Genomic DNA, 23179 nt, shown 5'->3' on the forward strand with positions numbered 1-23179 from the left:
CCGCTCAGCCATCGGCTGCATCGACTTCCGCCGGCCCTCCAGCAGCAGTCCCCGCAGATACAAGGCGCCCTTCTCGCGCTGGTCCCGCCGCACCAACGGTGCGAACACCTCGGACGCGAACTCCTCCAACCGGCCCCGCACCGCGGCAAGCTCCCCAGCCCTCATACAGCCAGCGAACTACCGCACACACGACGCGACAAGACCAGCTAACAAAAGCACTACTAGACAATCCTTGGCTGGGATTGCCGACGGCCGCTACACCCAGATTCGTGATCAAGACTGTCCTCAAGCGTAGCCTTCCCGCGCTGATTCTCGCTGCCCTGCCCCTGCTCGCAGGCGGCGCCCCCGCCCATGCCACACACACTCCGCCCACCGCATCCGCAGCCCCTCATACCGTCCGGCGCCAAGCCGGTGCCTCCGGCGCGCGGGCGGTGCCGCTGCCGCTGTTCGAGGCAATCGACCAGCTCGCCGTCGCTGACGAGCAGCGCGAGGGCTACGTGCGCACCCTGTACAAGCATTGGAACAAGGGCCTCAACGCCGACGACGGCTGACGCCGCCCGCCTCGACGTAGACCGACCGAGCTCGGACAGTTCGGCGCCGGCGGCCGGGCCCTGTACGACCCGTGCCCCAGCGAGCGGAACGCTGGGACGGGTCCGGCGGCTGACCCTGACCAGCAGCGCTCTGGGGGCTACGATCACCTAGCCCAACAGCAGCAGGCTCAAGCCACCTATGCCAGCGGGTTGGCCTCGGCCGTACGGCGCGGTCTTCTATGGCAACGAATCATCCGCATCCCGTGGAGGGACCTTCATGTCCAAGCACCGTAGGTCCAGACGTGCCCGCATCCTGACCTGGACTGCCGCGGGAGTGACCCTTGCGTTGGTGGGGGCTGTCAGCGCCAACGCAGTTACCTTCAACTTCAATACCTCCAAGGCCGGCAGGGGTCGGCCAGCGCCTTCTCTGTACGAGGGGCGAGTGTTCGACACCTGCACCGCACCGTCCCTGGCCGCGATGAAGGCGTGGAGGTCTGGGCAATTCTACGGTGGTGCGGCCGTATATATCGGAGGGAAGAACCGGGGGTGCGCCCAGCCACAGCTGACCCCGGACTGGGTGAAGACGGTTGACGCGGCCGGCTGGAAGCTGGTGCCGCTCTACGTAGGCGCCCAGCCGCCGTGCCAGACCAGCCGCAACCCGGAGCGTTTCACCGCGGACGACGCCGCCACAGTTGGTGCCGCCAACGGCGCCGACGCCGTCGCCAAGGCCTCGGCCCTGGGTATGAGGACGGGCAGCGCCCTCTATCTGGACATGGAACCGTTCAACCTCTCCGACGCCTCCTGTCTCAACGCCGTACTCACCTATATCCGCTCCTGGGACCAAGCGGTACGCGTCAAGGGCTACTGGGCGGGCATGTACGGCTTCACGAGCAGCAGCGCCGCCGCAGTGGCAACCGCCGAGGACCGCAGAAACCTCCCCGACATCTTCTGGTACGCGCTGTGGGACAAGGACAAGACCACCACCCGCGACTGGCCCTGGAACCCAAACCTGTACACCGAACACCGCCGCGCCCATCAGTACTGGGTCGACAGCACAGAGACCTGGGGCGGCGTTACCCTCACTGTCGACCGCAACGACTGGGACGCCCCGGTCGCCGTGATCACCAAATAACAGCGCCGCGCCCACTCCGTACCTCGCCCCGCCCAGGGGCATTTCACCTGCTCCGGACCGCCGAGCACGGCGTCATACGCGTTACGGACGGCCGGCTCCGCCCGGACCAGCAAGGAATCGCGGGACGGCTTTGTCCCAGGCCCGGACATAGGTGAGGACGCGTCGAGGCAGGGCGTGTCGGAGAGGCTGAAGGGTTCCGTGTTCAGGTAGAAGGCGCTGCCTGGCTTCATTGCCCGGGCCGAGGCCTTTGTCGGTGTGGCAGACCGCGGACGGCACGAGCGGTGGGGTCGGTCTGGTGCTGCTGTCCGTGCCCGGGCGGCGGCATGGGCGGAAGCGGGAAGTCGGTTGCAGGGCGTTTTCGGGACGGCTGGTGCTCCTGTGGTCGCACGCAGCTTTTGCACGGCACGGGTGCTCTCGAAGTGGGCGCGCATCATGTCTGCCCGTTCCTGGGCTCGGTCCTATCGCTGGCGCAGTCGCCATGCCAAGCTCGCCAGCCGGTAGATCTGGTCCACAGGACGCCGCGCTCGTCGCTGGGTCCCTGGGTGAGGAGAGGTGTGGCAGTGCCGAGGCTCCGTGGTTGTGCCGTCAGGCCTGGGCGGCGTATCCGAGCCAGTGGCGTGAATTGCGTCACGGGAGGTGCAAGATGTGTCCTCCTTGTCCGTTTCCGGAGATGAAATGCCTGGTCAGGGCGCTACGTTGCAGCTTCCTGTATCGAGATCACTCGGTACTCATAGGAAGACTGAGGAAGTATGGCTACTCGTTTCTCCGCGGCACATCGCCGTGGGAGAGGGCCCTGGGGGACCACCCACTGGATAGCGGGCGGGGCGGCCCTCATCGTGACCGCCACCCTGCTGCAGGGTTCGAACACAGCGGATGCCGCTCCGGCGAGCACCTCCGCAAGCCAGTCCGGTGGGGTGACCGAAGCGCTCGACCTCGCGCGTGCCAGGGTGGGCGCGCGGACCGCCGGCCATCGTGTGGAGGCGGTCTCCGAGCGGTCCGAGACGTCCACGACGTGGGTGAACCCGAACGGCACGCTCACCACCGAAGTGGCCGCCGGGCCCATCCGTTTCTACGACCAGCAGGGACGCGGCTGGCGCAACGTCGATGTGACCCTGGGGCAAGGCGCGGACGGGTCCGTCGGGTCCAAGGCGCATCCGCACGGCCTGAAGTTGGCTGCGGGTAGCCTCCCGCGGATGGCCAAGGCCGCTGCGTCAGCCGGGCCCTCCGTCGGTTACACCAGCACCGATCTGGTCACCCTGGGCGAGGGCGACCAGCAGATCATCCTCAAGTGGAAGGGTGCCCTGCCGGCCCCCAAGCTCGACGGGGCCCGCGCCGAGTACACCAACGCCGTCCCCGGCGGCGACGTCGTGATCGAGGCCACTCGCAGTGGCTTCGAGCAGTTCGTCCAGCTGAAGCAGCGCCCGGCGGGCGAGAACTACTCATATACCCTGCCGCTGGTGGCCAAGGGCCTGAAGGTGGAACAGCAAGCCGACGGCAGCATGCAGTTCTCGGACAAGAAGAGCCGCAGGACTGCGGTCATGCCGGCCCCGGTGATGTGGGACTCCACGGTCGATCCGGTCTCTGGGGAACACACCCGCAAGGTGCCCGCGGCGATGAAGGTGGTCCAGGGGAAGGACACGGTTGACCTCGTCGTCACTCCGGACGCGAAGTTCCTGGCGGACCCGGCCACCAAGTATCCCGTGACGGTGGACCCCTCTACCTCCTCGCTGGGCAGTGTCTTCGACACCTACGTCCAGCAGGGCGAGACCATCGACTGGTCGAACGACACCGAACTCGACTTCGGCAACCCCGGCACCAAGAACGCGGACGGCACCTTCCGCACCGCACGTTCCTTCATCACTTGGAACACTGCTCCGATCGCGGACGCACTTGTTTCCAGCGCAACCCTGAGCCTGTGGAACTTCCACTCGGGCAACACCGACTGCGTTGTGCAGCCGTGGGAGGTCTGGGACTCCGGCACCCCGACCACCGCATCGCGCTGGACGAACCAGCCGACCATGGGCACCAAATACGCCACGTCTACCGAGACCCGCGGCAATCCCGGCTGCGCCTCGGCCCCGGATGGCTGGATCAACGCCGACGTGACCACCCTCGCGCAGATGTGGGCCTCCGCGAAGGCGCCGCTGTCCAGCATGGGACTGCGCGCCTCGTCGGAGTCGGTCACCGGACAGTGGAAGCGCGTCAACTCTGCGAATGCCACGTCCAACCCGCCCAAGCTGACGGTTACCTACAACTTCCGTCCGCAGACCGGCACGAAGCAGGAGGCCGGTCCTCCGTTCGTCCAGGACAAGACCCCTGCGTGGCGTGTCGAGACGACGACGCCGACCTTGCGCGACACGTTCGCGGACAAGGACGGCGACACGGTCAACGGCACCTTCCAGATCTTCGACGCGGCCACCAACACCCAGGTCGGAAATACACTGGTGTCGCCGTACGTCCCTGCGGGCACCCCCGCGTCGGTCGTCGTACCGGCGGGCGTGCTCCAGCACGGGCGCATGTATCGCTTCCGCACCTCGCCCTACGACGGAACCCACTACAGCAACGGCTGGTCCCCGTGGTCCAACTGGACCATCTTCACGGTCAGCCCGCTGCCCGACGTCCCGCACGACATCCAGGCCGGCGCCCAGCAGACCCTGACGCCCATCCTGTCCGCGATCGCCACGTCCCCCGCGCAAACCCGCGTAAACGCCGAGTTCTCGCTGAAGGACGCGGCCGGGAACCCCATTCCCGGCCTTCCGCTGCCTCCCGTGGGCGTGGAAAGCGGAAGCCGGGCCGCCCTGCAGATCCCGGAGGGCAAGCTCACCGACGGCGCGACGTACCGCTGGTCCGTACGAGCCTGTGACAGCGTCGGCTGCTCGCCCTGGTCGGCCGAGCAGAACCTGACGGTCCGCCCCCAGGCACTGCCCCCGATGCCCGCCAGGCAGTCCCTGACCATCACCGGCACCTCACTCGCGAACGTTTCCGCCCCCACCGACTGCGATACGCCCGGCTGCGCCACACCGCCGGCCGACCAGCTTCGGATCGGGTCGGTCGACGGACACACCTGGGCGACGCAGCTGAAGGCGAACCTCTCGGCCCTGCCGCCCGGTGCGCGGGTCACCTCCGCCAAGCTGGTTCTGACCCGCGCCGACTGCACCACGCAGTGCGCGGCGCAGAAACCGGACGTGTACGAGCTTTCCACGGCCTGGACCGCCACGCAGAGCGGCAAGGACCTCCTCACCGCCGCCGGCGACGAGAGCTATGCCTCGGACACCGTGCTGACCGATATCGATTTCGGAACGCTGGTGCAGTCCTGGATGGATCGCGGCACGAACGAGGGCATGGCACTCACCGTCCCTGGTGCCGCGGCAGCGGCCTCCTACCACTCGGGTGCGGCGTCGGACGCCGCAAAGCAGCCCAAGCTGACCGTCGAGTACCTCCCGCCGACCACCCCCGGCTCGGTCACGGATGTCGTCCCGACCGCGGGTGACTTGGGTCTGCTCGCCACGTGGAACCCGCCCATGGACAGCGGCGCCAACGGCGAGGTCACGTACGTGGCGAAGGCTGAGAAGAGCGACGGTACGGTGGTCGGCACGTCGGAGGGCACGGTACCGCGCGCCGTCTTCACCGGGCTGGACAACGCCGTCTCCTACCGGGTCGCCGTGACAGCGAAGAACGGCGCCGGCAGCGGCCCGGTGTCGCGTAGCGCGCTGGTCCAGGGTTCTCCAGTGGCCGGGGGAGCCACGCGCTACCAGGACTACGTCCGGGCGTACCTGAGCGCCCGCAACAAGGTCACGACGGGGGTGAGCCTCACCGCGGCCGACGCCGCGGCCGAGTCGCCTCATGCTGCGGTCTTCGGTGAGCTGCTCGGCGTGCAGGAGGATCCCGTGGTCGGCACCCGCGAGGCCCTGGAAACCCAGAGTCAGGCCTATGTCGGTGCCTCCTCGGCGCTGACGGATACCACGGTCCACAATGGCGAGGCCGGCCGCGTGCTGGTGCGGAGCACCGTCATCCAGACGGTGACGCTGCGGGTCAACGGCGTCGACGAGGTGTCGGAGAACCGCAGTCACCGGCGGTTCGTGTTCAACGTCGTCGCGGGCGCCGCGAAGCTGGAGAGCGAGTCCGACGACATCGAGGCGGGGCAGACCCTCTCCACCACGGCGGCGGCGGGCTCCCAGGTGGCTGCCGCACCGGCCGATGCCCCGGCCGCGCCTACCGGCGCCGTGGAACCCATCGCGCTCGGCGCCGACGGCTTCCCTCTGTCGGACGGGCCCGCGGCCCAGGCAGGCGCCCGCACGGCCTCGTACGTCAACGGTTCGGGCACCGCGAGCTGGGCCCTCACCCACGCCTATGACCCGGTGGATTACAGGAACAACGACTGCGCCAACTTCGTTTCGAAGTCCCTGTACTACGGCGGCGGCATGAAGATGCGCACCGGGTGGTACACCAACAGCAACGTCTGGTGGCGGAACCCGACCTTCAGCTGGATGCCGAAGCAGAGTTACACCTGGTCCGGAGCCAATGCCCTGTTCACGCACCTGCTGAACTACCGGCAGCCGGGGTATGTCAACCGCTCGTATAATCTGCGCCCTGGAGACGTCTTGTTCTTCAGGTACCAGGGTGACAACCAGTACAACCACGCAGCCGTGGTGAGGGGAATCCAGGGAGGCGTCGTGAAAATCGCCCAGCACGGGTACGCGCCGCTCACGAGCCTGCCCGAGATGATCGCCAGGAACAAGGGCGAGATCGTGGAGATCGGTGCCCTGAGGCCGAGGTCGCGGTGAGACGATCGGTCCTGCGAGCCGCGCTCGTTTGCGCCCTGGCGCTCGGCGCGCTGACCGCCTGCTCGGCGGAAGACAACGCCGCTGACTTGCAGTACGCCGGGGACTACAGCAGCCACCCGCCGCTCGCTGTGGTCGGGTACCCGTCCACGGGCACGTTGGAGATTACCCAGCAGCTGGTGTGGCGGATCGCCGACGGGAAGGTCGGCGAGCTGGCGGCACTGGCCCCCGACGAGACGGACGATGACACAGTCGAGAAGACCGCCCAGAACTGGATCGCAGCGTTCCGCAAGGGCGCCGGCGGAAAGGTCACCGCGGAGTTCTACGACGAGGGCTCGTACCGGCAGACCGTCGTGCTCTACCTGCACGACACCGGTCAGATCAAAGAGATCTACGTCCAACCTGCGACCGTGGACCGCAAGGGCGTCTGGCGGGTGAAGATGAACGAGCCGAACCCCGGTTCCGCCACCGCCGTAGCCCCCTGGATTCCAAAGTCGCCGGGCGAGCTCGGTTCCAAGTCAACGCCGTGACCTGATCCGGTTCCATCCTGTCAAGGGCGCCGTTCCCTGCGCGAAGTCGCGGGGAACGGCGCCCCCTTTTTTTCCTGGCAGGCGAAAGCGGGCCGGCTGACACAGCGCTGGTGGCGCAAGCCCCCGGGCAGCAGCGGGCCACGGAAATCCGGCATCCGGGAGAGCGGCCAGGGCGTCCTGGCGCGGGTACCTCGGCCGGAGTCCGCGGCGCCCTGTGGGGCCGCAAGAACACCTACACGCTGCTGCGGTCGAAGACGGCCATGCGCCCGGACCCCCAGTCCTGGGCCTGTGCGAAATCGTCAGCGATCTGGCAGGGTCTCGTACGTGGGCACGTGAACTCCTCCGGGAAGCACGAAGCCCCCAGCTGGTGGCTGGGGGCGAGGGTGGCTGTTCGTGCTGAAGGGCATCGGTGACGTGGTGTGCTCAGCGGTTGTGGGTGGTTGGGGCAGTCGTGCGTTGCGGTGTTCTCGGTGACGGTGGAGCCGGCTGGAGTGGAACTCTGGGCCAGGTGGGGTTCGTGGGGGCGGGGCGCAGCATTCGCACGGCACCATCAGCTGTCGCCGTAGTGCTCCCGCATCACCTCCACCCACGTTCGAGCTTCGGACTGCCCAGAGCGCACCTGGAGCACGTCCAAGAGCAGGGGTGCTTGGCAGAGGGGGCAGGGCTCGCCGTACTGGTGGTGTTCATGCGCGGAAGAGTGCGCACACGTGGCTGGCCGTCTCGGGCTGCCGGGACGGCCCGCCTGGCGGGACGCTCCGCCAACATCTTGCTGATGGTTTCCCGCCGGGCGGGATGAACCCCGGATCGCGCTTCTCCGCAGGTCATGGGCGGGTTTCCATGACTCGGTGATCAGTAGAGAGGACTTCCGTCCGGGAGACGGGTGGCAGTACCCGTTCCGCGGCGTGATGGTCGGCGACGGCCGGCGCCCTGCGGGCAAGCCGCTGCGCGCCGCCCAGGAGGAGGCCGGCGTCCCGCCCGGTGTGTGGAAGGGCCGGGGCCTGGCCGCGGTCGGCCTGGCGGCCGGGGACGTGGTGACCGAGCGGCAGGCCGAACTCCTCCTGGGCGAGGGCCGGCACCCGGACGCCGACCGGATCGAGCGCGAGCGCCTGGAGGCGGGCGACACCCCGGCGAAGGCGCGGCGGGCGACCGTGCTGGGCAGGCCCATCGAGCACAACCAGTCGCCCGAGACCGAGGAAGCCAAACAGCGCACGCCCTGGCTGGCGATGGGCCTGGTGTTCCGGCCCCCGCCGACCGTGCACATCGCGTGGGCGCTCATGGACGATGAGACCCGGCTGGTGCTGGAGATGTGCCAGGACATCGCCCGGGACAAGACGCTGGCCTGGCTCGAGGACGCGGTCGCGGAGATCCGGTAGAAGAGCGGCGGCAAGAACCGCGCCCGGGTCCGCGATGGTCTGATCGTCGCGGTCTTCCGGCACTACGAGTCCCGCGCCGTCGATTCGCGGCCCCTGCTCCACGATCACGCCGTGGTGTCGATCCGCGCCCGGCGGCCGGACGGCACGTGTGGCAACCAGACGGCCGGCGCCCTGATGACCCACATCGTCGCAGCTGACGCCCTCTACACCCTCCACTTCATGGAGGAGGTCTCCGCCCGGCTCGGCTGGGCGTGGGAGCCGCGCGAGGTGACGCCCGGCCGCCGCCCGGTCATGGAGATCGCCGGGATCGACCAGCGGCTCATCTGCTGGCAGTCCACCCGCCGCCAGCAGATCGAGGGCGCCCTCCCCGTCCTCACCGCCAATTACGAGGAACGGCACGGGCACGCCCCGGGGGAGCGGGCCGCCTACACGATCGCCTGCCAGGCCGCCGACCAGACCCGCCGACCCAAGCGCAAGGAACTGCGCTCGCTCTCCCAGCTGCGCACCGCCTGGCGGGACTCGGCGACCCAGGCGTACGGAGCCGACGTCATCGACCGCCTGGCGGAGCGCGCACGAGCAGCAGCCGCGGCGACATGGGCACGGGTGCGCCCGCTCGTCGACGTCGCGCTGGCGGCCGTCAACGTCGCCGCCGTGGTGTACGTGATGCGCGGCGCCTTCAAGCACCACCACCTCCTCGCCGAAGCCCGCCGCCACCTCTCCTACGTCCTGCGAGGCCGACCTCACCGGTCCGGCCTGGACGAGGAGATCGTCCAGGCGGCCATCGACGGCTACACCCGCCCGGCCAGCCGGCGGATGATGACCGCCGACCTGCGCGCCCTGTACCCGCACGACACCGAGGACCGGGCCGTGCTGCGCGCGCTGACCCGCAAGCGGTCCGCCGCCCCGTACGAGCGGGCCCGTCTTGCCGCCGGGGCGCTGACCGCCCGCGTTCACGCGCTGCGCCGCGCGGACCGCCTGAACTCCCGGCCCCGGCCGCACACCGTCACCGTGCCGACCACCCTGAACCCCCGGCCCGGGCGGAGGGCCGGCCGGAACCTGGAGCCGACGACGGACGTCGCCGCGGTGGAGCTGACCAGCCGGACGCTGAGGGCCGCCGCCGACGAGATGGCCGCCCTGCTCCAGGCCGGGATCCGGGAACGAGCCGCCCGCCGCCCCTCGCTCAAGTCCGCGGCGGCCCCGCCGCCGAGCGTCCAGCAGCCTGTCCAGCCCGCGCCGGGCCGGACCACACCCACCGGAGGAATCGCATGACCACCACGCCGCCCGCGGACCCGAGGATCGAAGCCGTCGCCGCCCGGCTGAAGGAGGCCGCCCAAAAGCGCGCCGAGGCGTACGCGCCTCCGACGGACTGGCAGCCGATTTGGAAGCGGCCCCGGAAGCCGAAGTCCATCAAGGCGAAGAAGGAGGAGCTGGCCAAGCAGCGCAAGCGGCTCAAGGCGGCCGGTGTCCGCCGGTTCTACGGCGCCCAGGCGCGCCGGCCCCGGCCCCGGCAGAACCGCATCGGCAGCGCCGCGGCCCGCCGCGACAGCCGCGCCCTGTCCCGGATGCGGCACTCGAACGCCTGGCTGGGGTGACGAGGGCATCGTCCACCGAGTGAACCGCCCGGACATCGGGTGGACCCCATCGAGTGGGATCCACCCGGTGGGCTCCACTCAGTGGACTCCACCGAGTGGAGCCCACCCACGCGGTGAATTACACACGGTGGAGTCCACCGCGGTGCGCGCTGATGGACGGTGGGCTCCACTCTCGGGCGCACCACGATGTCCCGCACCGCACCCGGGTGCGCACCCTCGCCCGCACCTGGTGCGCCGCACCTGGACTCCGCCCCGCACGGGCCACCCCTTGTCCAGGTTCGGTTCCACCCCTTGTCCAGGTTCGGCTGACCCCCTTGACCGGTGTCGGCTCCACCCCTTGATCAGGTTCTTCAGTGGCATGTTTCTCCTTGACACAGGGGGTTGCGGCCGCCGATCAGGGCTTGGTCAAGGGGGTGTGTGATAGGGCCCGCCAACGCGGCCGCGCACCTGGTGCGGTGCACGGTGGCGCACATCATGGTCCCGGTGCGGTGCGGTGCGGTGCGGTGCGGTGCGGTGCGGCGTCCATCGGGTGGAGGCCACCCGATGGCCGCGGTGAGGTACCACCGCCGTCCCGGTGCGGACTACACGATGGAGAGGTGCACCAGGTGGGCACCGTCCGGTGCGGGGTGGGCGGCGAGGGCCTGGCCCACTCCCACCGCCTCCAGCTGGCGCAGGACATCGGCGACGTCCTCGTGGTCGTCGGTGAGGAACTGCACGACGAAGTCGATGACGGCGCAGGCGATGCCCTCCGCCGCGTCCGGCCCGGCCTGCGCCCAGGTTCGCAGGGAGGCCACCAGGACCCGCCCGAGGGCCTCCAGGGCGAACATCTCCGTGGTCGGCTCACCGGCCTCCGGGCCGGGCAGGGCGGTGACGGGGACGATGATCCGCTCGACGGCGTCGACAACCAGCTCGGCCATCCGCGGCTCGGCGCCGGCGAACTCGCGGGCGGCTTCGACGTCCCTGGCCTGGACGGCGCGGAGGTAGCTGAACGCGCTGATCGCCGCGTGCGGGGTCATCGGGGCGAGCGGCAGGGCGGTGGTCTCGGGCATGACGGCTCCTCACGTACGGGCCACCGCGCGGATCGCGACGGCCCCAGGTTCCGAGACTCGGGGAGCGGCCCTGTGGACAGAGTCCGCGCACCGACGGTCACCACCCGCCCCCTTGTCCTGATTCGGACCGCGGCGCGTTTCTCCTTGACGTGGCCCGCCAGGTGCGACATACCGCCCACTTCGGCGGGGGAGAGATCTCCGTCCCGGCACGCTGAGCGACGGCCGGGGAAAAGCCGCTGCCCGACCCGGCACGTCGCTGGGAGCCTCCGGAGATGACCACGCAGCGCCTCCCGTTCCCGGTGCCCGACGAACGCGCCCACTACTTCGTCGGCCAGTACGCCGACATGCACGACCTCGTGGAGGACCTGGTCGTGCCCGACGGCGTTCCCCAGGCCGCAGCGACCATCCTGCGCACGGCCCGGGAGCTGCTGCGCCAGTCGTACTACTGCTTCGAGTTCTCCACTGTGGCGGTCATGCACTCCCTGATCGCGGTGGAGATCGTGCTGCGCGACCGCATCCCGGGCGCGGGCAAGAAGCCGCTGCACCAGCTCATCAAGCAGGGCGCCGAGACCGGCGTCCTGACTGCGAGGCAGGCGGAGTACCTCGACTACGGGCGGCAGATCCGCAACGGCATGGCGCACGGTCAGACCACGCCCGCGGCGATGCCGCCGGCCATGGCAGTGCCGATGGTGACGACCTCGTTCACGATCGTCTCCGAGCTTTGCACCGCACCCGCCGAATGATCACGGCTCGATAACAGGCGTCACACCATCGGCTTCCGCGACACCTGTAGCAGGTGAATGCGGGACTCTGCCCGGAGTCCCACGCCCACCCGCGTGAGGAGCCTCGACGATGACGTACGCCAGCAGTGCCCGGCAGCCCGAGCCGGAGCCGCGCCCGACCTGGCCGACACAGCCGAGATGGACGGTAGCAGCAGGCCCTCCAAGCGGGGCGACTTCTCTTCCACGACGCCGCACTGTCGACCACACCAAGCTCGGCGCTGGTCATTTTCAGGCAACTTCCCGGAGTCTGATCGGAGCGTCAGTCGTCACTCAGCGTGCGCGCATCACGGAAAGCGAGCCAGAACCCGAGATTGGACAGCACATCGACGCCGATTCGGGGGGCGCCAGGTCCCCCGATACAGGGGCTCACTGTTCACGAGTTCCGAGAGCACCGGCGTTCCCGACGGGCCTGATTGAGGCAGGCGCTGGGAGCTCTGCTTGGTCGGACTTGCTCCGAGGCCCGCGAGGGCACCACGGCCGGCTGGTCGAAAACATCTACGGCGAACGGTTGATCCTCATCGCGAGGCGGGCTGGATTATCCGAAGAGTCTTGATATGTCTCTGGCAAGTTCACGCATGACGCGCGAGATTTCCCATCGGAGCAAGCGAAAGCAGAATCCTGTGCTCAAGAAGTCTCTCGTGACCGCTGCGGCCGTCGCGATGATGTTCGGAACGGCCGGGCTGGCGCAGGCCAACTCGGATCTGCACATCGTGCAGGGGGCCGAGGTCACGATTCCCCCGGCCACCGGCAGCTTCGCCGGCAACGCCGCGGCCACCGCCAGCTGCCCCGCCGGGGAAACGCTCACGGGCGGCGGAGCCAACGTCACGTCCGGGAACTCTTACACGCAGAACTACAAGCTCGTTTCCAGCTTCCCGAACGGCAACCAGCAGTGGTGGGCCTACGCCACCAACATGGACCCCAACACCCCCGGCAAGCTCAGGGCATACGCCATCTGCGCCAAGGTCACCAACGTGGACGTGGTCACCGCCCCGTAAATGAGCGCACCCCTCTGTCGCTCGGGCCCGTCAATGTCAGCGTTGGCGGGCCTCACCGGAGCCGTGCGGGGACCATGGCGACGCCACATCAGGCAGACCGCTGGGTGCCTCCCGTTCCGTGAACACAGCCCCAGGGCGGATTCGGCTGCCTTTCGAAATGGCGAACAACGGCTGTCAAAACCCGTGAGCAAAGCCAAGAGACCATGGCCGACCTGTACAACCTGTTGGCGAATCTGATCCCTGCTGCCCTGGAAACGGACGAGCGGCGTGCGCTTTCCGGGGAGACGCTGGAAATCGTGGTGGGCACTCGTGACGAACTCACGCTGCACCCGGCCCACGTCCACGGCCTCACCCAGCTCCTGCGCCAGGCCGTCGGCACCATCGAGGCCCGCAGCACGCCCGGCGGCGGCCGGTGCTTCCACTGCGACGGCACCGGCCGTGCCCGCCCGCTGTGGGCGCCGGTAGCCGGGCAAGCCTGAGTGCCTGGGCAAGCCTGAGGCGACCCTGGGCAAGCCCTCCGCGAGGGCGGCTTGCCCAGGGTCTGTGGCTATGGGGCTTCCCGTCCCGGGCGCAGGACGTCGGCGTAGATCCGGGCCCGGACACCGGGCTCGCCAGGGTCCCGGCGCATCGGGCCGATGCCGGAGGTTGCCCAGCGTTCTTCCAGCGCGGTCATGACGCCCCGGACGGTGTCCTCATCCCCGCCGGTGATGTCGAGCACGACCAGGCCGGGCTCTGCGATGTGCTGTTCGTGGATCGGCTTCATCCCCTTGTCGACGACAGCGCGGCGGGGAACGGTTCGCCGGCCGAGATGGGTTCACCCGCACGTGCGCGGACCGGAGGGACATCGCCCTGCCGGACGGACCGCTCGTACGGCTCCGCTCGATGTCCCGCCCCAGCGGTTTAACGAAGCCGATGCTGCCGCAGGGATGGGGGGGACCTACCCCCGCGTCGCGCGGGTTCTCACGTCGCAAGGGAGAGAAGATCTTGGGTGACTTCCGTCCGGTGGCCAACGGACTTCGTACCGATCATCCCGTTCCGGGCCTTCCGTTCATCAACGACGAACGGCTGCCGCTCGACAACCCGGACGCGATCGAGCGCACCGGCCGGGACCAGGGCGAGGGACTGTGGGGCCGCACCGACCCGTTACCGGGCGACGGTTGGGTGGCGTTCACCACCGAGCCGAAGAATCGCGCGTACGCGTGGGCCGTCCACTACCACCCCGAACACGGCCGCACAGTCGTGCTGGTCACCGACGGCAGCTGGAGCGGACTCCACCACGACTGGGTATACAGCCACACCGGCTTCCTGTACCGGCACGGCGGCTACTGGTGGGACGGCACCGCTTGGCACCGGCCCGGCGTGGTCTTCGACGGCGCCTACGAACGCTACGACGCCCGCCCCGTTCGCGACGCGCTCACCGTCACGGCCGCGGACCTCCTGGTCCACCCCGCCGACCCCGGCAAGGCGGCGATCGCCACCATCGCCGGGTTCACCGCGCGCAAGACGGCCCTGCCCAACTGGCGGGATCACCTGGCGCTGTGGGCGGAGCACCGCCGACGCGTGCCGGACGCACGGCCGCTCGACGAGTGCGTCGTCGACCTGAAAGCCCCCGAGCTGGAGCCGCGCCTCCTGGTGGACCGCGCCGGGCTGGCGAAGATCGCGAACATCCGCGAGGACGACCTCCCGGACCCGAAGTACGAAGACCACAAGATGCCCGAGCCACAGGCCCACGGCGTAGGTGGACCTCTGTGGTCGCAGCCCGTGGCCCGGGACTGGGCCGAACAGCACCAGCGCGCCCAAGGCCCCGGCGCGCTCCTCTCCGCGACCACCTCCTTCGACACCCCGCAGCCCCAGGGACTCGTCGCCGACCACAACCGCCTCACCAAGGTCATCCAGGGAGACGGGAAGCAGACCGAGGAGGCAGCCAAGACCCTCGCCTGGTGGCCCGCGGTCTCCCTCACAGTGGGACCCAACAGCCTCATCCCCATGTCGGCACTGCGCACGACGCTGATCGAGGCCGTGCTCTCCCATCTGGCCACAGGAGTCCACAAGGGGAGGAGCGGCATGTGGCTCGGCACCCTCCGCCGCGAGGTGGTCCAGATCTTCGACTGGTATATCCAGCGAAAGCCGGATCACACCGCCAACCTCCTGAGCGAGATCTGCCTGGACGCCCACACCCGGCTGAACGTGGACCCGGAGACCGTCGGGAAGATCATCCGCCGATCCCTCCACCTCGACAGCAAACTGGGCGAGAAGACCATCGACGTGCTCCTCGACATGGCCCTGCCGCCCTCCGCGAAACCCTCCGAGAGCTAGCCAGGAGAACCCAGTCACACCGCAGGCACTGCCTTCACCCGTCCAGCGCGCTCGGGCAAGCCTCCCCCGGCCGGGGGAAGGCTTGCCCGGGCGCACCCCGACCCGCTGGAGGGTTGCACCGGAAGGGGGCTGGAGGGTTGTCTGCAGGGGTGCACTAGGCGGGGGACCGCAGGTGTGACCGGAGGTGGGACCCCCCCCGAATCCGATGATCTTCTGTTTCCCCAGGTCAATGGCCGTGGGCAAGCCCCTTTCACAAAACGACACCTCTTTCCCACGCGATAGCCGAGGGAAGAGGTGCCGTCCATCAGGGCAGGGGCGGGCGCGCTCGGGCCGGCTGCGCCTGGAGTCCGGCGAGGGGAGAGCGCCGGCCCTTGCCGACCGTGCGCAGCTGCACCCAGTCGACCTCGGGGTGTGCCCCGGGCAGGTCGTCGACGTGCCCGGCGGCGAAGCGGGGGACGTCGACGGCGCCAGCCTTGCGCGCGCCGAACTGGGCGCGGCCCCAGCAGACCGGAGCGATCCAGCCCAGGCGGCGCATCCACTCGAAGTCGGTTTTACCGACCATGCTGATGGCAGGACCGGCTCTGACCTGGGGTGAACTCTCACGTGTATTTCCGCGACGGCTCACACGTCCGCCCAGCGTCGCCAACAACGATGTGCCGGGTTGCGAAAACGCACGATGTGTGAAGCGGCAATGCGGCACTGTGACTTCATCCAGACGAGTCGTGGGGGTGTGGCTGTGGTTTCAGGCGTCGAGGTCAGTGCCGTGGTGAAGGCTGGCTCTGGGGTCGTCACCGCGTTTCGCGGGCTGTCCGGCTCTTCGGTAGCCTGGCCCAACGCTCGGGATGCCCTCATGGAGCTATACGTCGTCCTGGATGAGTGGTGCGATGCAGCAGAAGCGACGAACCGCTTCGCCTGGGAAACCCTTGAAGGCAACAGGCCGGATGTGACCCGCCGCAGCTGGCTCAATCCGTTTGCTCGCGTGGGGTTCACAGAGATTACCCCGGTCAACAACCACGCTCACGGCTATGTCGACCGGCGAGAAGCCGAGATTCAGGCCCTGCTCGAAAGCAAGGCCCAATGGGCCAAGCGGTGGCAGGGTTCACATCGCCGTCAGGCCGCACGCCGGAGCCTGCGCAACATGATGAAGCTGTACTGCCCTGAGGTCCTGGGGTCCTTCGAGGCAGCCATCACCAGCCGGTCCGCATGGATCCGGGAGCATCGCAAAAGTCTGCCTCTAACCCTGTCCAATCCGGACACGCCCATCGAGGCCGTTGAAGAGCTGGCCACCGAACTGGAGCGGACCGTCGATGCGCTGCGTGATGCCCGCCAGCAACTGCGTGACCTACTCCGTGAGACCTTCCCGCTCGGCGCGCGCCCAGAGCAGGCCTAACTCTCAGATGGCTCCATCCTTGCTCTCCAGAAGCTCTGCTTCGAGAGCAGCGATGCGCTTTTGGGCGAAGCGGAGGTCAGAACGTGCCCCTTCGAGTCGCCCCTGGAGGGTGCGGTGCTCTCGGTGATCTGCTGAACGCGGTGCTAGAGGGTGGTGTTCTCGGTGGCTAGAGACTGGAGTGATTCGCCGTGTGGGTGAGCTCGGCCTCAGCGTTCCATGCGCGTTCGCGCAAGTTCCATCGGGTCGTGTTGCTGTTGGGTCTGCCGGTCGTAACGGCTTCGGCTGGTGGTGATGGCGTTCTGGACGAGAGCACGGGTTTCGGCGTTCTCATAGAGGAACGTGGCCGACACGTCGGCGCGCTGAGCGATGCCGCGAACGGTGAGCCGACCGCGTTCGCGGCGGAGCTGGCTGATGGCGGTAGCGACCTGTTCGACTTTCGTCTGGGTCTGGCCGCGGCGGGCGGTAGGCTGGCCGGCTGCGTGCGGTCGGCCGTACGGTGCCGCTGCGTCCGGAGCAGGCTCTCCAGGTTGGCGAGCACTTGGCCGCTGCCGACCCTAGACACCCGTGGACCGGAGTGCGGTTCGCAGCGTCCTGGGGTTCGCGAGAACCCCCAGACGCGGTCCTGGTCCGCCCCGAGCTGGTGGCGGAGATCAGCACCGACCGGGCAATCGACCACGGCGGCGTCTTTCGCCACCCGCTGCGCTTACAGCGGCTGCGCCAAGACGTGACCGTGGACGACGTCCCGCGGTTCGGGGTTGGCTGCGGGCTGACACGCAAGCGCAGTCACGGGAAGCAAGTAATGAAACAGGGCCGACCCTGAGGTCAGCCATGCATGTGCGGCACTCGCGCGGCAACGCGGCGCTGCTGTTGTCCCTATTCGTGAAGTCACCACTTCAGGGGGCCCTCCGATGGATCGTGTCTCATGAGGTACACGGGCCGGCATGGCACCGAAGAATGATCACCTAATGTCCTTGCGGGCCGTACGCGAGCCGCGCCGGGTCCGCGCCTTCTACACGGCGGGTCTCCTGCTGTGGGCGTCCGTGAGGGTCTGGTGGGGTGGGCCCATCCCGGAAGTCGGCAGATGTGGGCCTGCTTTCTCTTCCTGGCGGTCTTCACGGGCTTGCTCGCCACTACTTCCCTCTGGCTTTCCCGTCTCCAGGCCACCCGTAGTCATGAGCCGGCCCGTCATGCCGCGCCCCGGCGGGCCCTCCTGCCACGCCACGCGAGCGCCTGAACCCCAAGCCCGTATGCCGCTGGACTGCCTGCAGGCCGGGCCATTTTTTGATGGGACGTCAGGGCATGCGGGCTTCCTCATCGACGAGGACGAATGACCCCGGCCCAAGACAACATCCCATGCCGCGCCCGGGGACGGCCACGCATCGCGCTCAGCTTGGGGTGTGCAGGGCGTCGGCCCCTGGCCGATGTACGCCGTCCGTCGGGCGCATACGGGCTCCTTGGTGGGAGCCTGCGGGCTGGCGGACTCCGATCTCTCGGTTCCGTGACAGCGGGGTGAGAGACAGTGAGGTACTGCGCGTTGGCGCAGGTCAGAGTCGGCGCACGTCGCCATGGCCGCCCGCCCGGGCTGTCAGACTCTTTCGACCGATTCCGGGGATTCCTTCACGGGTTGCTGCAGAAAGTATCGGATCTGCCTGCAGAAGGCCTGGAGCTCTGATGACGGGTTTAGGTACGCGTCGCTGTTGAAGACTTCTGCGAGCCAGTTCTGTTTGTTGCTGGAAGAAATTCTGCGTACCCAGGACTCCAGCTCGCCGCAGGGAACGAGGAACAGCCCGAGGTCTGCGGTCGCATTCAGCAGCCGTTCACCAGCGGCGTACGCCTCTCCGCTGAGCGCGTTCAGACCAGACTTCTTCAGGGCACCCCAGCCGGATGATCCCTTGATCATCTTCTTGACCCGGTCCGTCATGTGCTCGGTCAGCGGATCGTTTCCGGGCCCGGTCAGCACGGTCGCCAGTTCCTTGCGGAAGCTTTCAAGGGTAAGGAAGGTCCGCTGACCGCTCGCGTGGTCGTTGAGCGCCTTGATGTCGGCGGTCAGGGGCGTGACGTCACTCCCGAGAGCACTTACGGCCCTTTTGACAGTGCCGTGGTCGTTCAGGAGGTCGAGGTCGGCGATGACGGCGGTGGGAATGCCGCATTGGCGGAGTCGACGTGCGGTGTCAGCGAGCCGCGCCTTGCCGCTGGTGTGGAGAAAGAGGGTGTTTTCATACGCTGCTGAACTATCGCGGGTGACATCGAAGGATGCGGCGTAGAACTGACAGTCACCTTCGGACTCGCAGAGGACAACCCGGTCGTAGAAGAGACCGGAAATGATGTTGGAGTAGCGCAGTAGAGGGGTGCTCAGAAGATCGGTAACGGCGTCAGGGGCCAGGACGCGCGCACGCGGACTTTCGGATGAACGGTCGAGTCGGACCAGGCAGAGATCGCGCGACGTCCTGGCTTCCAGGACACCTGCCAGGAAGTCGGAGCTGTGCGTGGCGACGAACACCTGAGTCTGCTCCGGCATCTGCGCCAGGATCCGCCCCAGCAAGCGCGCTTGAGGCGGGTGGAGAAACGCCTCCGGCTCGTCGATCAGGATCACGGGAGTGGGCCGCAGCATCGTGTGCAGGAGGATCTGCACGAAGGACTTGAAACCATCGCCTTGGGCCGACAAGTCCGGGAGCCGGCGATAGGCCGCCACCAGATCGGCCGAGGGAGGCGTCACATCGGCCATCCCCGTGTTACCCACCCGTAGCTGAAGCCCCGGCACGGTCCAGTCCACCGCGATATCCTCGCCGAACGCCTCCACGGTGTACGCGGAGAAGGCCCGCAGAAGAGCCGGGTCCTCGTAGAGGAACTGCACGGGGTCGGCAGCAGGTTCGGCATGGTCCCAGCGACTGGAAGCCGCGCGCACGTGAAGGCGGCTGTCAGTCCACTGATCCGTCACCAGCATGCTTCGAAGCTCCCCATATCCTCCTTGAGTCCAATGCCTTCCCGCGTCCGCTCGCGCAAGCGAACCAGCGTAGTTCGCCCCACCGCGCAGGTGCGGTTGACCATAGACGTTCCAAGAGCGGTGACCACGCTCGCCAACCCACGTCAGGAACTCCTCCTCGGAGCCTTCGTGGAATGAGAGGGCCTGGCGTACCCAGAGCGCGCTGAAGTTGGTCATAGGGTTGGTGACGAGGGGCGAAAGTTCGCGGAGGAGAGCCGTCTTACCGCTGTTGTTCGGTCCGATGAACAGCGTCATACCGTTCGTCGGAGGGACGATCACAGTCCCATCGACGAACGTGATCTCTGCGACCGCGAAGGCGACTGACACAGGCCCCCCATGAGACCTCCGCGCGCTGCTTTCGGTGCAGCCCGTTGGCGACGCAGCCTACCGGGCGGGCTGCCCTTGTGCGGCGGCGGTGCAGACGCGCCCCAGGCCAGGTGCCCGGTCTACTGCGCCCACTCCACCCCGAGGTGGGCGAGGGCTTCGAGTTGGTTGGGGTGGAGTCGGTCGCGGCGCTGCTTCTGGTTGACGATCCATACCCCGGTGCGGTGGGCGGTCCCGTCGGGGAGGTGCTCGACGTGGGACCGGCCGGGCACGCCGCCGCCTTCCCGCGCAAGGTACTGGGCGAGGGCCTGGACGCCCTTGTGGAAGGCTTCCGCGGCACGCCCGGACGTGGTGGTCGCACCCTGGCCCGCGGCCGCCACACGCGGCCGTACGGCCCGTGCCGGTTTCACCCCGAGCGCGGCGAGGCGGCGCTGCTGCTCCTCGTTCAGCCGGCGGAAGTCGCGGCGCTGGGTGGCGAGCCACCGGCCGATGTCCTCCCCGTGCCGGGTGACCCCCGGGGTGATGGCCGTCAGGCGGGCGCCTTCGTGAAGGAGCTGGGCGAGGTAGGTGTAGTGCCGTTGCCAGTCCACAGTCCACCCCAGCATTGCGGGGTTCCAGTCCGGATCGATCGCGTCGAGCGCCGCCGCCCGCCGCTTCGCGCGCACCGGGTCCTTCCCGAGCCCGCCGGGCCGGCGCACGTTCGTCAGCCACTGCCCGACCTGCACGTCCAGGATCGCCGCGCCCCGCGGGGCCGCCAGGGTGCCGTGCCGCTCGAAGTACGCCCGGGCCGCGGCGAGGTTGGTCTCGAAGGCCGCGTCGGCGGTGTCCCACACGATCCCCAGCTCCTCCAGCTCGGCCGCCCGCTCCCCGGTCATCGTCCCGGCCCGGAACGCCCTGCGCTGGTCGGAGAGCCACCGCCCGAGGGGGTAGGTGTCCTCGGTGTGGTCGTAGGGCACCTCCAGGTCTCCCTCCCGCTCCCGGTACCGCCACGCTGCCTCGATGCCCCGACGCCAGTCCTCCCGCTCGGTGTTCAGTACCTGGTAGCTGATCCACTTCGCGATCAGCGCGGGGTCGCGGGGGGCAGCGAACCGGAGCAGCAGCCGGCCCTCCTCCTGGCCCTCGTCGGGCGCCTCGCCGATCAGACGCGACGGCGCTACGATGCGTTTCTGGGCTTCTTGGGGAATTGCGAGCATTTCCACGGCGCGTTCATCATGCGCCCTAAGCCCCTGCAATACCCGAATCAACGGCCCATAGGACCTCGAAGAAAGAATGTCCTCGGGATTCTCGTCCTTGTCCAGGAATACCGGCACGATCAGGGTCGCCATCTTCCCTTCGCCGGGCTTTTGCCGCAGGGCTCGGCCGATGGCCTGGACGATGTCGACGGCGGAGCCCTTGGGGTCGATCAGGGCCACGCTGTCCACGGCCCGGATGTCGACGCCTTCGCCCAGGACGCGGCAGTTGGCGAGGACGGCGCGGCCGGCCCGGCGGCCGAAGTCGGCGAGAACCTCGGCGCGGTGCTCGGGCGCGTGCTGCCCGCGCAGCCATCCCGTCCACACCTTCGCGGGGTGCCGGACAGGGTCGACGGCGTGCAGACGAGAGGCGACCCGCGGCAGGCCTTCGGCGAAGGCCTGCGCCTCGATGGTGCGGTGGTGGAAGGTGATCGTCGTCTTCAGGCCGTGGGTGGCCATGGTCTCCAGGAGGGCGGTCTGCATGGCGGCGAGGCGCTCGCCGCGCAGCTCCTCGTCCCACCGTTCGGTGCCGTAGAGCCGGTCCGGCGTGACCACCGGGTCGACCAGCTCCGCCACGACGACCTGATACCGGGCCAGGAGCCCGCGCGAGATCGCGTCCGCCAGCGACAACTCGTAGACGACCGGACCGAACACCTTGACGTCGTCCATCGAGCACGCCAGCTCCGCCGGCAGCGCCTCGTGGTGCGGGACGAACGGTTCTCCCTTGGCCGCGGCTTCCTTGCGCCGCTTCTCCTCCGCCCGCCGGTGGGCCGCCGCGGCTGCCCTGATCTGCGCCGGCGTCCTCGGCCGCTCGGCCCAGATCCGCGGGGTGGCCGTCATGTAGAGCCGGCGCCGGGCGGGGATGACCTCCTGGCGGTGGATGTCCGCCCAGGCCTTCCCCGCCGACCCCGACGTCCGGTGCGCTTCGTCGACCACCGCCAGGTCGAAGGGCTCCATCGGCAACCCGTACTCCCCGCGGTGGGCCTCGGCGATGACCGGCAGGGAGGCGTAGGTGGCGTAGACGGTGACCGGGCCGCGGCCGTGCCAGAGGCCGAGCTGGGGGGCCGACGTCGTGGCGCGCACCTTCAGGCCGGACAGCTGGGCGTTGTCCTCCAGTGAGCACACGGCGACCGCGGGCCCGGTGTGGCCGGCTGTGCGCCACTCGTGGGCAGTCTGGGTGAGCAGGTCCAGGGTGGGCAGCAGGACCAGGACCCTGCCGCCGCGGGCGAGTTTCAGCGCGGCCGCGGCCGCCATGTGTGTTTTCCCGGTCCCGCACGCGGCCACCACCGTTGCCCGCAGACCAGCCTTGGGGATACGCTTTCCCGGCGGAATATCGAGTCCCCTGACAATGGCCTCCACGGCCTCTTCCTGGTGCGGCCGGAGCGTGATGTCACCGGGCTTCTGCATTCGTCGCTCCACTGAAACAGTCTGCCAGGCGGGAGTCGCCAAGTTCTCGGGATGCTACACACCGCATCAAAGCGTGATGCATGCTGATGACTGTACAGCGGTCAGCAGTGATCCTGCACTCGAACGGCGCTAGCTTGAGCATCAGGATCCGCGCTGTCCTATCAGGGAGACATCCACGTCTCGCGAGAGGACGGCCATGATCCGCAGTGACAGCAACTTCCTCCACCTCCGCGACGGGAGCGGACCACCTAACGAAGGTTCGGGAGAAGGGCCCTGGAAAGTGCAGCGGCCGAAGGTAGACGAGAACGGCCAGGCGTCCGGATTCGAGACAGTAATCGTGGACACCTACGCTGAAGCCAAGGATCTTGTTGGGGCCATCAACCCCCAGACCGGACGGCCATACGGAGGTAGCATCCAACGGCAAGCAGCCGAGGACGCGTAGAGCTGCTGCCAGCCGGGCCCCGCATGCGGGGCCCCCGGCCTGAAGGCGAAGCCGGAAGGCCCAGGGTGGGAGCGAAGCGGACACCCCAACAGGCCATACAGCTGGAGCCCGTGAAACGGGGTCACTTCCCGCGCGCCGCGCGGGAAGTGACCCCCACCCGCGAAGCGGGCAGCTCGGGTGGAGCGAAGCGAACCCGAGCAGTCCGAAGCGAAGCGCAGGACCCCGGCCCCGAAGGGGCCGGCCCTGTGCCGTCCGGGAAGGTCGCCTCGACCTGGACGTCATGGATCATCTCGGGGATCCCCTCCATGACCTCGGCGCGGCCGA

General features: G+C 68.7%; 17 protein-coding genes and 3 pseudogenes. 12 read left to right on the plus strand and 8 right to left on the minus strand.

Translation table 11 applies throughout. The features are described 5' to 3' along the window. A partial coding sequence (locus tag ABZ924_RS32600) for a transposase (protein WP_361917997.1) occupies positions 1 to 165 on the minus strand: 165 nt, incomplete at its 3' end. Between the two features lie 104 nt (positions 166 to 269). Here ABZ924_RS32600 and ABZ924_RS32605 point away from each other — a divergent pair. From ABZ924_RS32605 to ABZ924_RS32635, 7 genes and pseudogenes are all read left to right on the plus strand, one after another. Continuing rightward, positions 270 to 551, plus strand: a complete 282-nt coding sequence (locus ABZ924_RS32605) for a hypothetical protein (protein WP_361917961.1) — start codon at positions 270 to 272, stop codon at positions 549 to 551. Positions 552 to 1008: 457 nt separating this feature from the next. Next, complete coding sequence (locus ABZ924_RS32610) at positions 1009 to 1662, plus strand: DUF1906 domain-containing protein (RefSeq protein WP_361918000.1); 654 nt, start codon at positions 1009 to 1011, stop codon at positions 1660 to 1662. 914 nt (positions 1663 to 2576) lie between these two features. Further along, positions 2577 to 4268: pseudogene (locus ABZ924_RS32615) on the plus strand (DNRLRE domain-containing protein); the annotation flags it as partial. Between the two features lie 324 nt (positions 4269 to 4592). Further along, positions 4593 to 6446: an amidase domain-containing protein gene (locus ABZ924_RS32620; RefSeq protein WP_361918003.1), complete on the plus strand. Its 1854-nt coding sequence runs from the start codon at positions 4593 to 4595 to the stop codon at positions 6444 to 6446. Further along, complete coding sequence (locus ABZ924_RS32625; protein WP_361917964.1) at positions 6443 to 6973, plus strand: hypothetical protein; 531 nt, start codon at positions 6443 to 6445, stop codon at positions 6971 to 6973. Before ABZ924_RS32620 ends, ABZ924_RS32625 begins: the two co-directional genes overlap by 4 nt. 905 nt (positions 6974 to 7878) lie before the next feature. Further along, a pseudogene (mobF, locus tag ABZ924_RS32630) lies at positions 7879 to 9615 on the plus strand (MobF family relaxase). Beyond that, positions 9612 to 9938 carry a hypothetical protein gene (locus ABZ924_RS32635; protein ID WP_361917967.1) on the plus strand — a complete coding sequence of 109 codons (327 nt, stop codon included), beginning with the start codon at positions 9612 to 9614 and terminating at the stop codon, positions 9936 to 9938. The pseudogene mobF and the gene ABZ924_RS32635 overlap by 4 nt, the downstream one beginning before the upstream one ends. Positions 9939 to 10519: 581 nt before the next feature. On the opposite strand, the gene ABZ924_RS32640 is transcribed toward ABZ924_RS32635, so the two are convergent. Continuing rightward, entirely contained in the window at positions 10520 to 10987 is a 468-nt protein-coding gene (locus ABZ924_RS32640) for a hypothetical protein (protein ID WP_361917970.1), read from the minus strand. A gap of 272 nt (positions 10988 to 11259) precedes the next feature. Between ABZ924_RS32640 and ABZ924_RS32645 the strand changes: the two genes are divergently transcribed. From ABZ924_RS32645 to ABZ924_RS32655, 3 genes are all read left to right on the plus strand, one after another. Continuing rightward, complete coding sequence (locus tag ABZ924_RS32645) at positions 11260 to 11730, plus strand: hypothetical protein (protein WP_361917973.1); 471 nt, start codon at positions 11260 to 11262, stop codon at positions 11728 to 11730. Between the two features lie 677 nt (positions 11731 to 12407). Then, on the plus strand, positions 12408 to 12764 hold the full coding sequence (locus ABZ924_RS32650) for a hypothetical protein (RefSeq protein ID WP_361917976.1): 357 nt from the start codon (positions 12408 to 12410) through the stop codon (positions 12762 to 12764). Positions 12765 to 12967: 203 nt separating this feature from the next. Beyond that, positions 12968 to 13243, plus strand: coding sequence for a hypothetical protein (locus ABZ924_RS32655; RefSeq protein ID WP_361917979.1), 276 nt, complete (start codon positions 12968 to 12970; stop codon positions 13241 to 13243). A 68-nt stretch (positions 13244 to 13311) separates the two neighbouring features. Here ABZ924_RS32655 and ABZ924_RS32660 read toward each other — a convergent pair whose 3' ends face one another. Continuing rightward, complete coding sequence (locus ABZ924_RS32660; RefSeq protein WP_361917981.1) at positions 13312 to 13527, minus strand: DUF6207 family protein; 216 nt, start codon at positions 13525 to 13527, stop codon at positions 13312 to 13314. 221 nt (positions 13528 to 13748) lie between these two features. Here ABZ924_RS32660 and ABZ924_RS32665 point away from each other — a divergent pair, with 221 nt between their 5' ends. Next, positions 13749 to 15080 (plus strand): hypothetical protein, encoded by a 1332-nt coding sequence (locus ABZ924_RS32665; RefSeq protein WP_361917984.1) that lies wholly within the window; start codon positions 13749 to 13751, stop codon positions 15078 to 15080. Between the two features lie 304 nt (positions 15081 to 15384). Here ABZ924_RS32665 and ABZ924_RS32670 read toward each other — a convergent pair whose 3' ends face one another. Further along, positions 15385 to 15642: a hypothetical protein gene (locus ABZ924_RS32670; RefSeq protein WP_361917987.1), complete on the minus strand. Its 258-nt coding sequence runs from the start codon at positions 15640 to 15642 to the stop codon at positions 15385 to 15387. 288 nt (positions 15643 to 15930) lie between these two features. Between ABZ924_RS32670 and ABZ924_RS32675 the strand changes: the two genes are divergently transcribed. After that, positions 15931 to 16470, plus strand: a complete 540-nt coding sequence (locus ABZ924_RS32675) for a hypothetical protein (RefSeq protein WP_361917989.1) — start codon at positions 15931 to 15933, stop codon at positions 16468 to 16470. Positions 16471 to 16676: 206 nt separating this feature from the next. Here ABZ924_RS32675 and ABZ924_RS32680 read toward each other — a convergent pair whose 3' ends face one another. The 4 genes and pseudogenes from ABZ924_RS32680 to ABZ924_RS32695 all read right to left on the minus strand — a co-directional run. Next, positions 16677 to 16883, minus strand: coding sequence for a hypothetical protein (locus ABZ924_RS32680; protein ID WP_361918006.1), 207 nt, complete (start codon positions 16881 to 16883; stop codon positions 16677 to 16679). Positions 16884 to 18055: 1172 nt separating this feature from the next. Continuing rightward, positions 18056 to 19780, minus strand: coding sequence for an AAA family ATPase (locus ABZ924_RS32685; RefSeq protein ID WP_361917992.1), 1725 nt, complete (start codon positions 19778 to 19780; stop codon positions 18056 to 18058). Positions 19781 to 19899: 119 nt separating this feature from the next. Beyond that, entirely contained in the window at positions 19900 to 22413 is a 2514-nt protein-coding gene (locus tag ABZ924_RS32690; RefSeq protein WP_361917994.1) for a Helicase associated domain protein, read from the minus strand. A gap of 686 nt (positions 22414 to 23099) precedes the next feature. Continuing rightward, positions 23100 to 23179 (minus strand): annotated as a pseudogene (locus tag ABZ924_RS32695) (urease subunit gamma); the annotation flags it as partial.

This window comes from Streptomyces sp. NPDC046876 (assembly GCF_040645035.1).
GTDB lineage: Bacteria > Actinomycetota > Actinomycetes > Streptomycetales > Streptomycetaceae > Streptomyces.

Bases quoted from the DNA above. Each gene is read 5' to 3' on its own strand.
- ABZ924_RS32660 (WP_361917981.1), bottom strand. From the start codon at position 13,527: ATGAAGCCGATCCACGAACAGCACATCGCAGAGCCCGGCCTGGTCGTG.
- ABZ924_RS32670 (WP_361917987.1), bottom strand. From the start codon at position 15,642: ATGGTCGGTAAAACCGACTTCGAGTGGATGCGCCGCCTGGGCTGGATC.
- ABZ924_RS32635 (WP_361917967.1), top strand. From the start codon at position 9,612: ATGACCACCACGCCGCCCGCGGACCCGAGGATCGAAGCCGTCGCCGCC.
- ABZ924_RS32675 (WP_361917989.1), top strand. From the start codon at position 15,931: ATGGAGCTATACGTCGTCCTGGATGAGTGGTGCGATGCAGCAGAAGCG.
- ABZ924_RS32640 (WP_361917970.1), bottom strand. From the start codon at position 10,987: ATGCCCGAGACCACCGCCCTGCCGCTCGCCCCGATGACCCCGCACGCG.
- ABZ924_RS32645 (WP_361917973.1), top strand. From the start codon at position 11,260: ATGACCACGCAGCGCCTCCCGTTCCCGGTGCCCGACGAACGCGCCCAC.
- ABZ924_RS32620 (WP_361918003.1), top strand. From the start codon at position 4,593: ATGCCCGCCAGGCAGTCCCTGACCATCACCGGCACCTCACTCGCGAAC.
- ABZ924_RS32690 (WP_361917994.1), bottom strand. From the start codon at position 22,413: ATGCAGAAGCCCGGTGACATCACGCTCCGGCCGCACCAGGAAGAGGCC.
- ABZ924_RS32610 (WP_361918000.1), top strand. From the start codon at position 1,009: ATGAAGGCGTGGAGGTCTGGGCAATTCTACGGTGGTGCGGCCGTATAT.
- ABZ924_RS32655 (WP_361917979.1), top strand. From the start codon at position 12,968: ATGGCCGACCTGTACAACCTGTTGGCGAATCTGATCCCTGCTGCCCTG.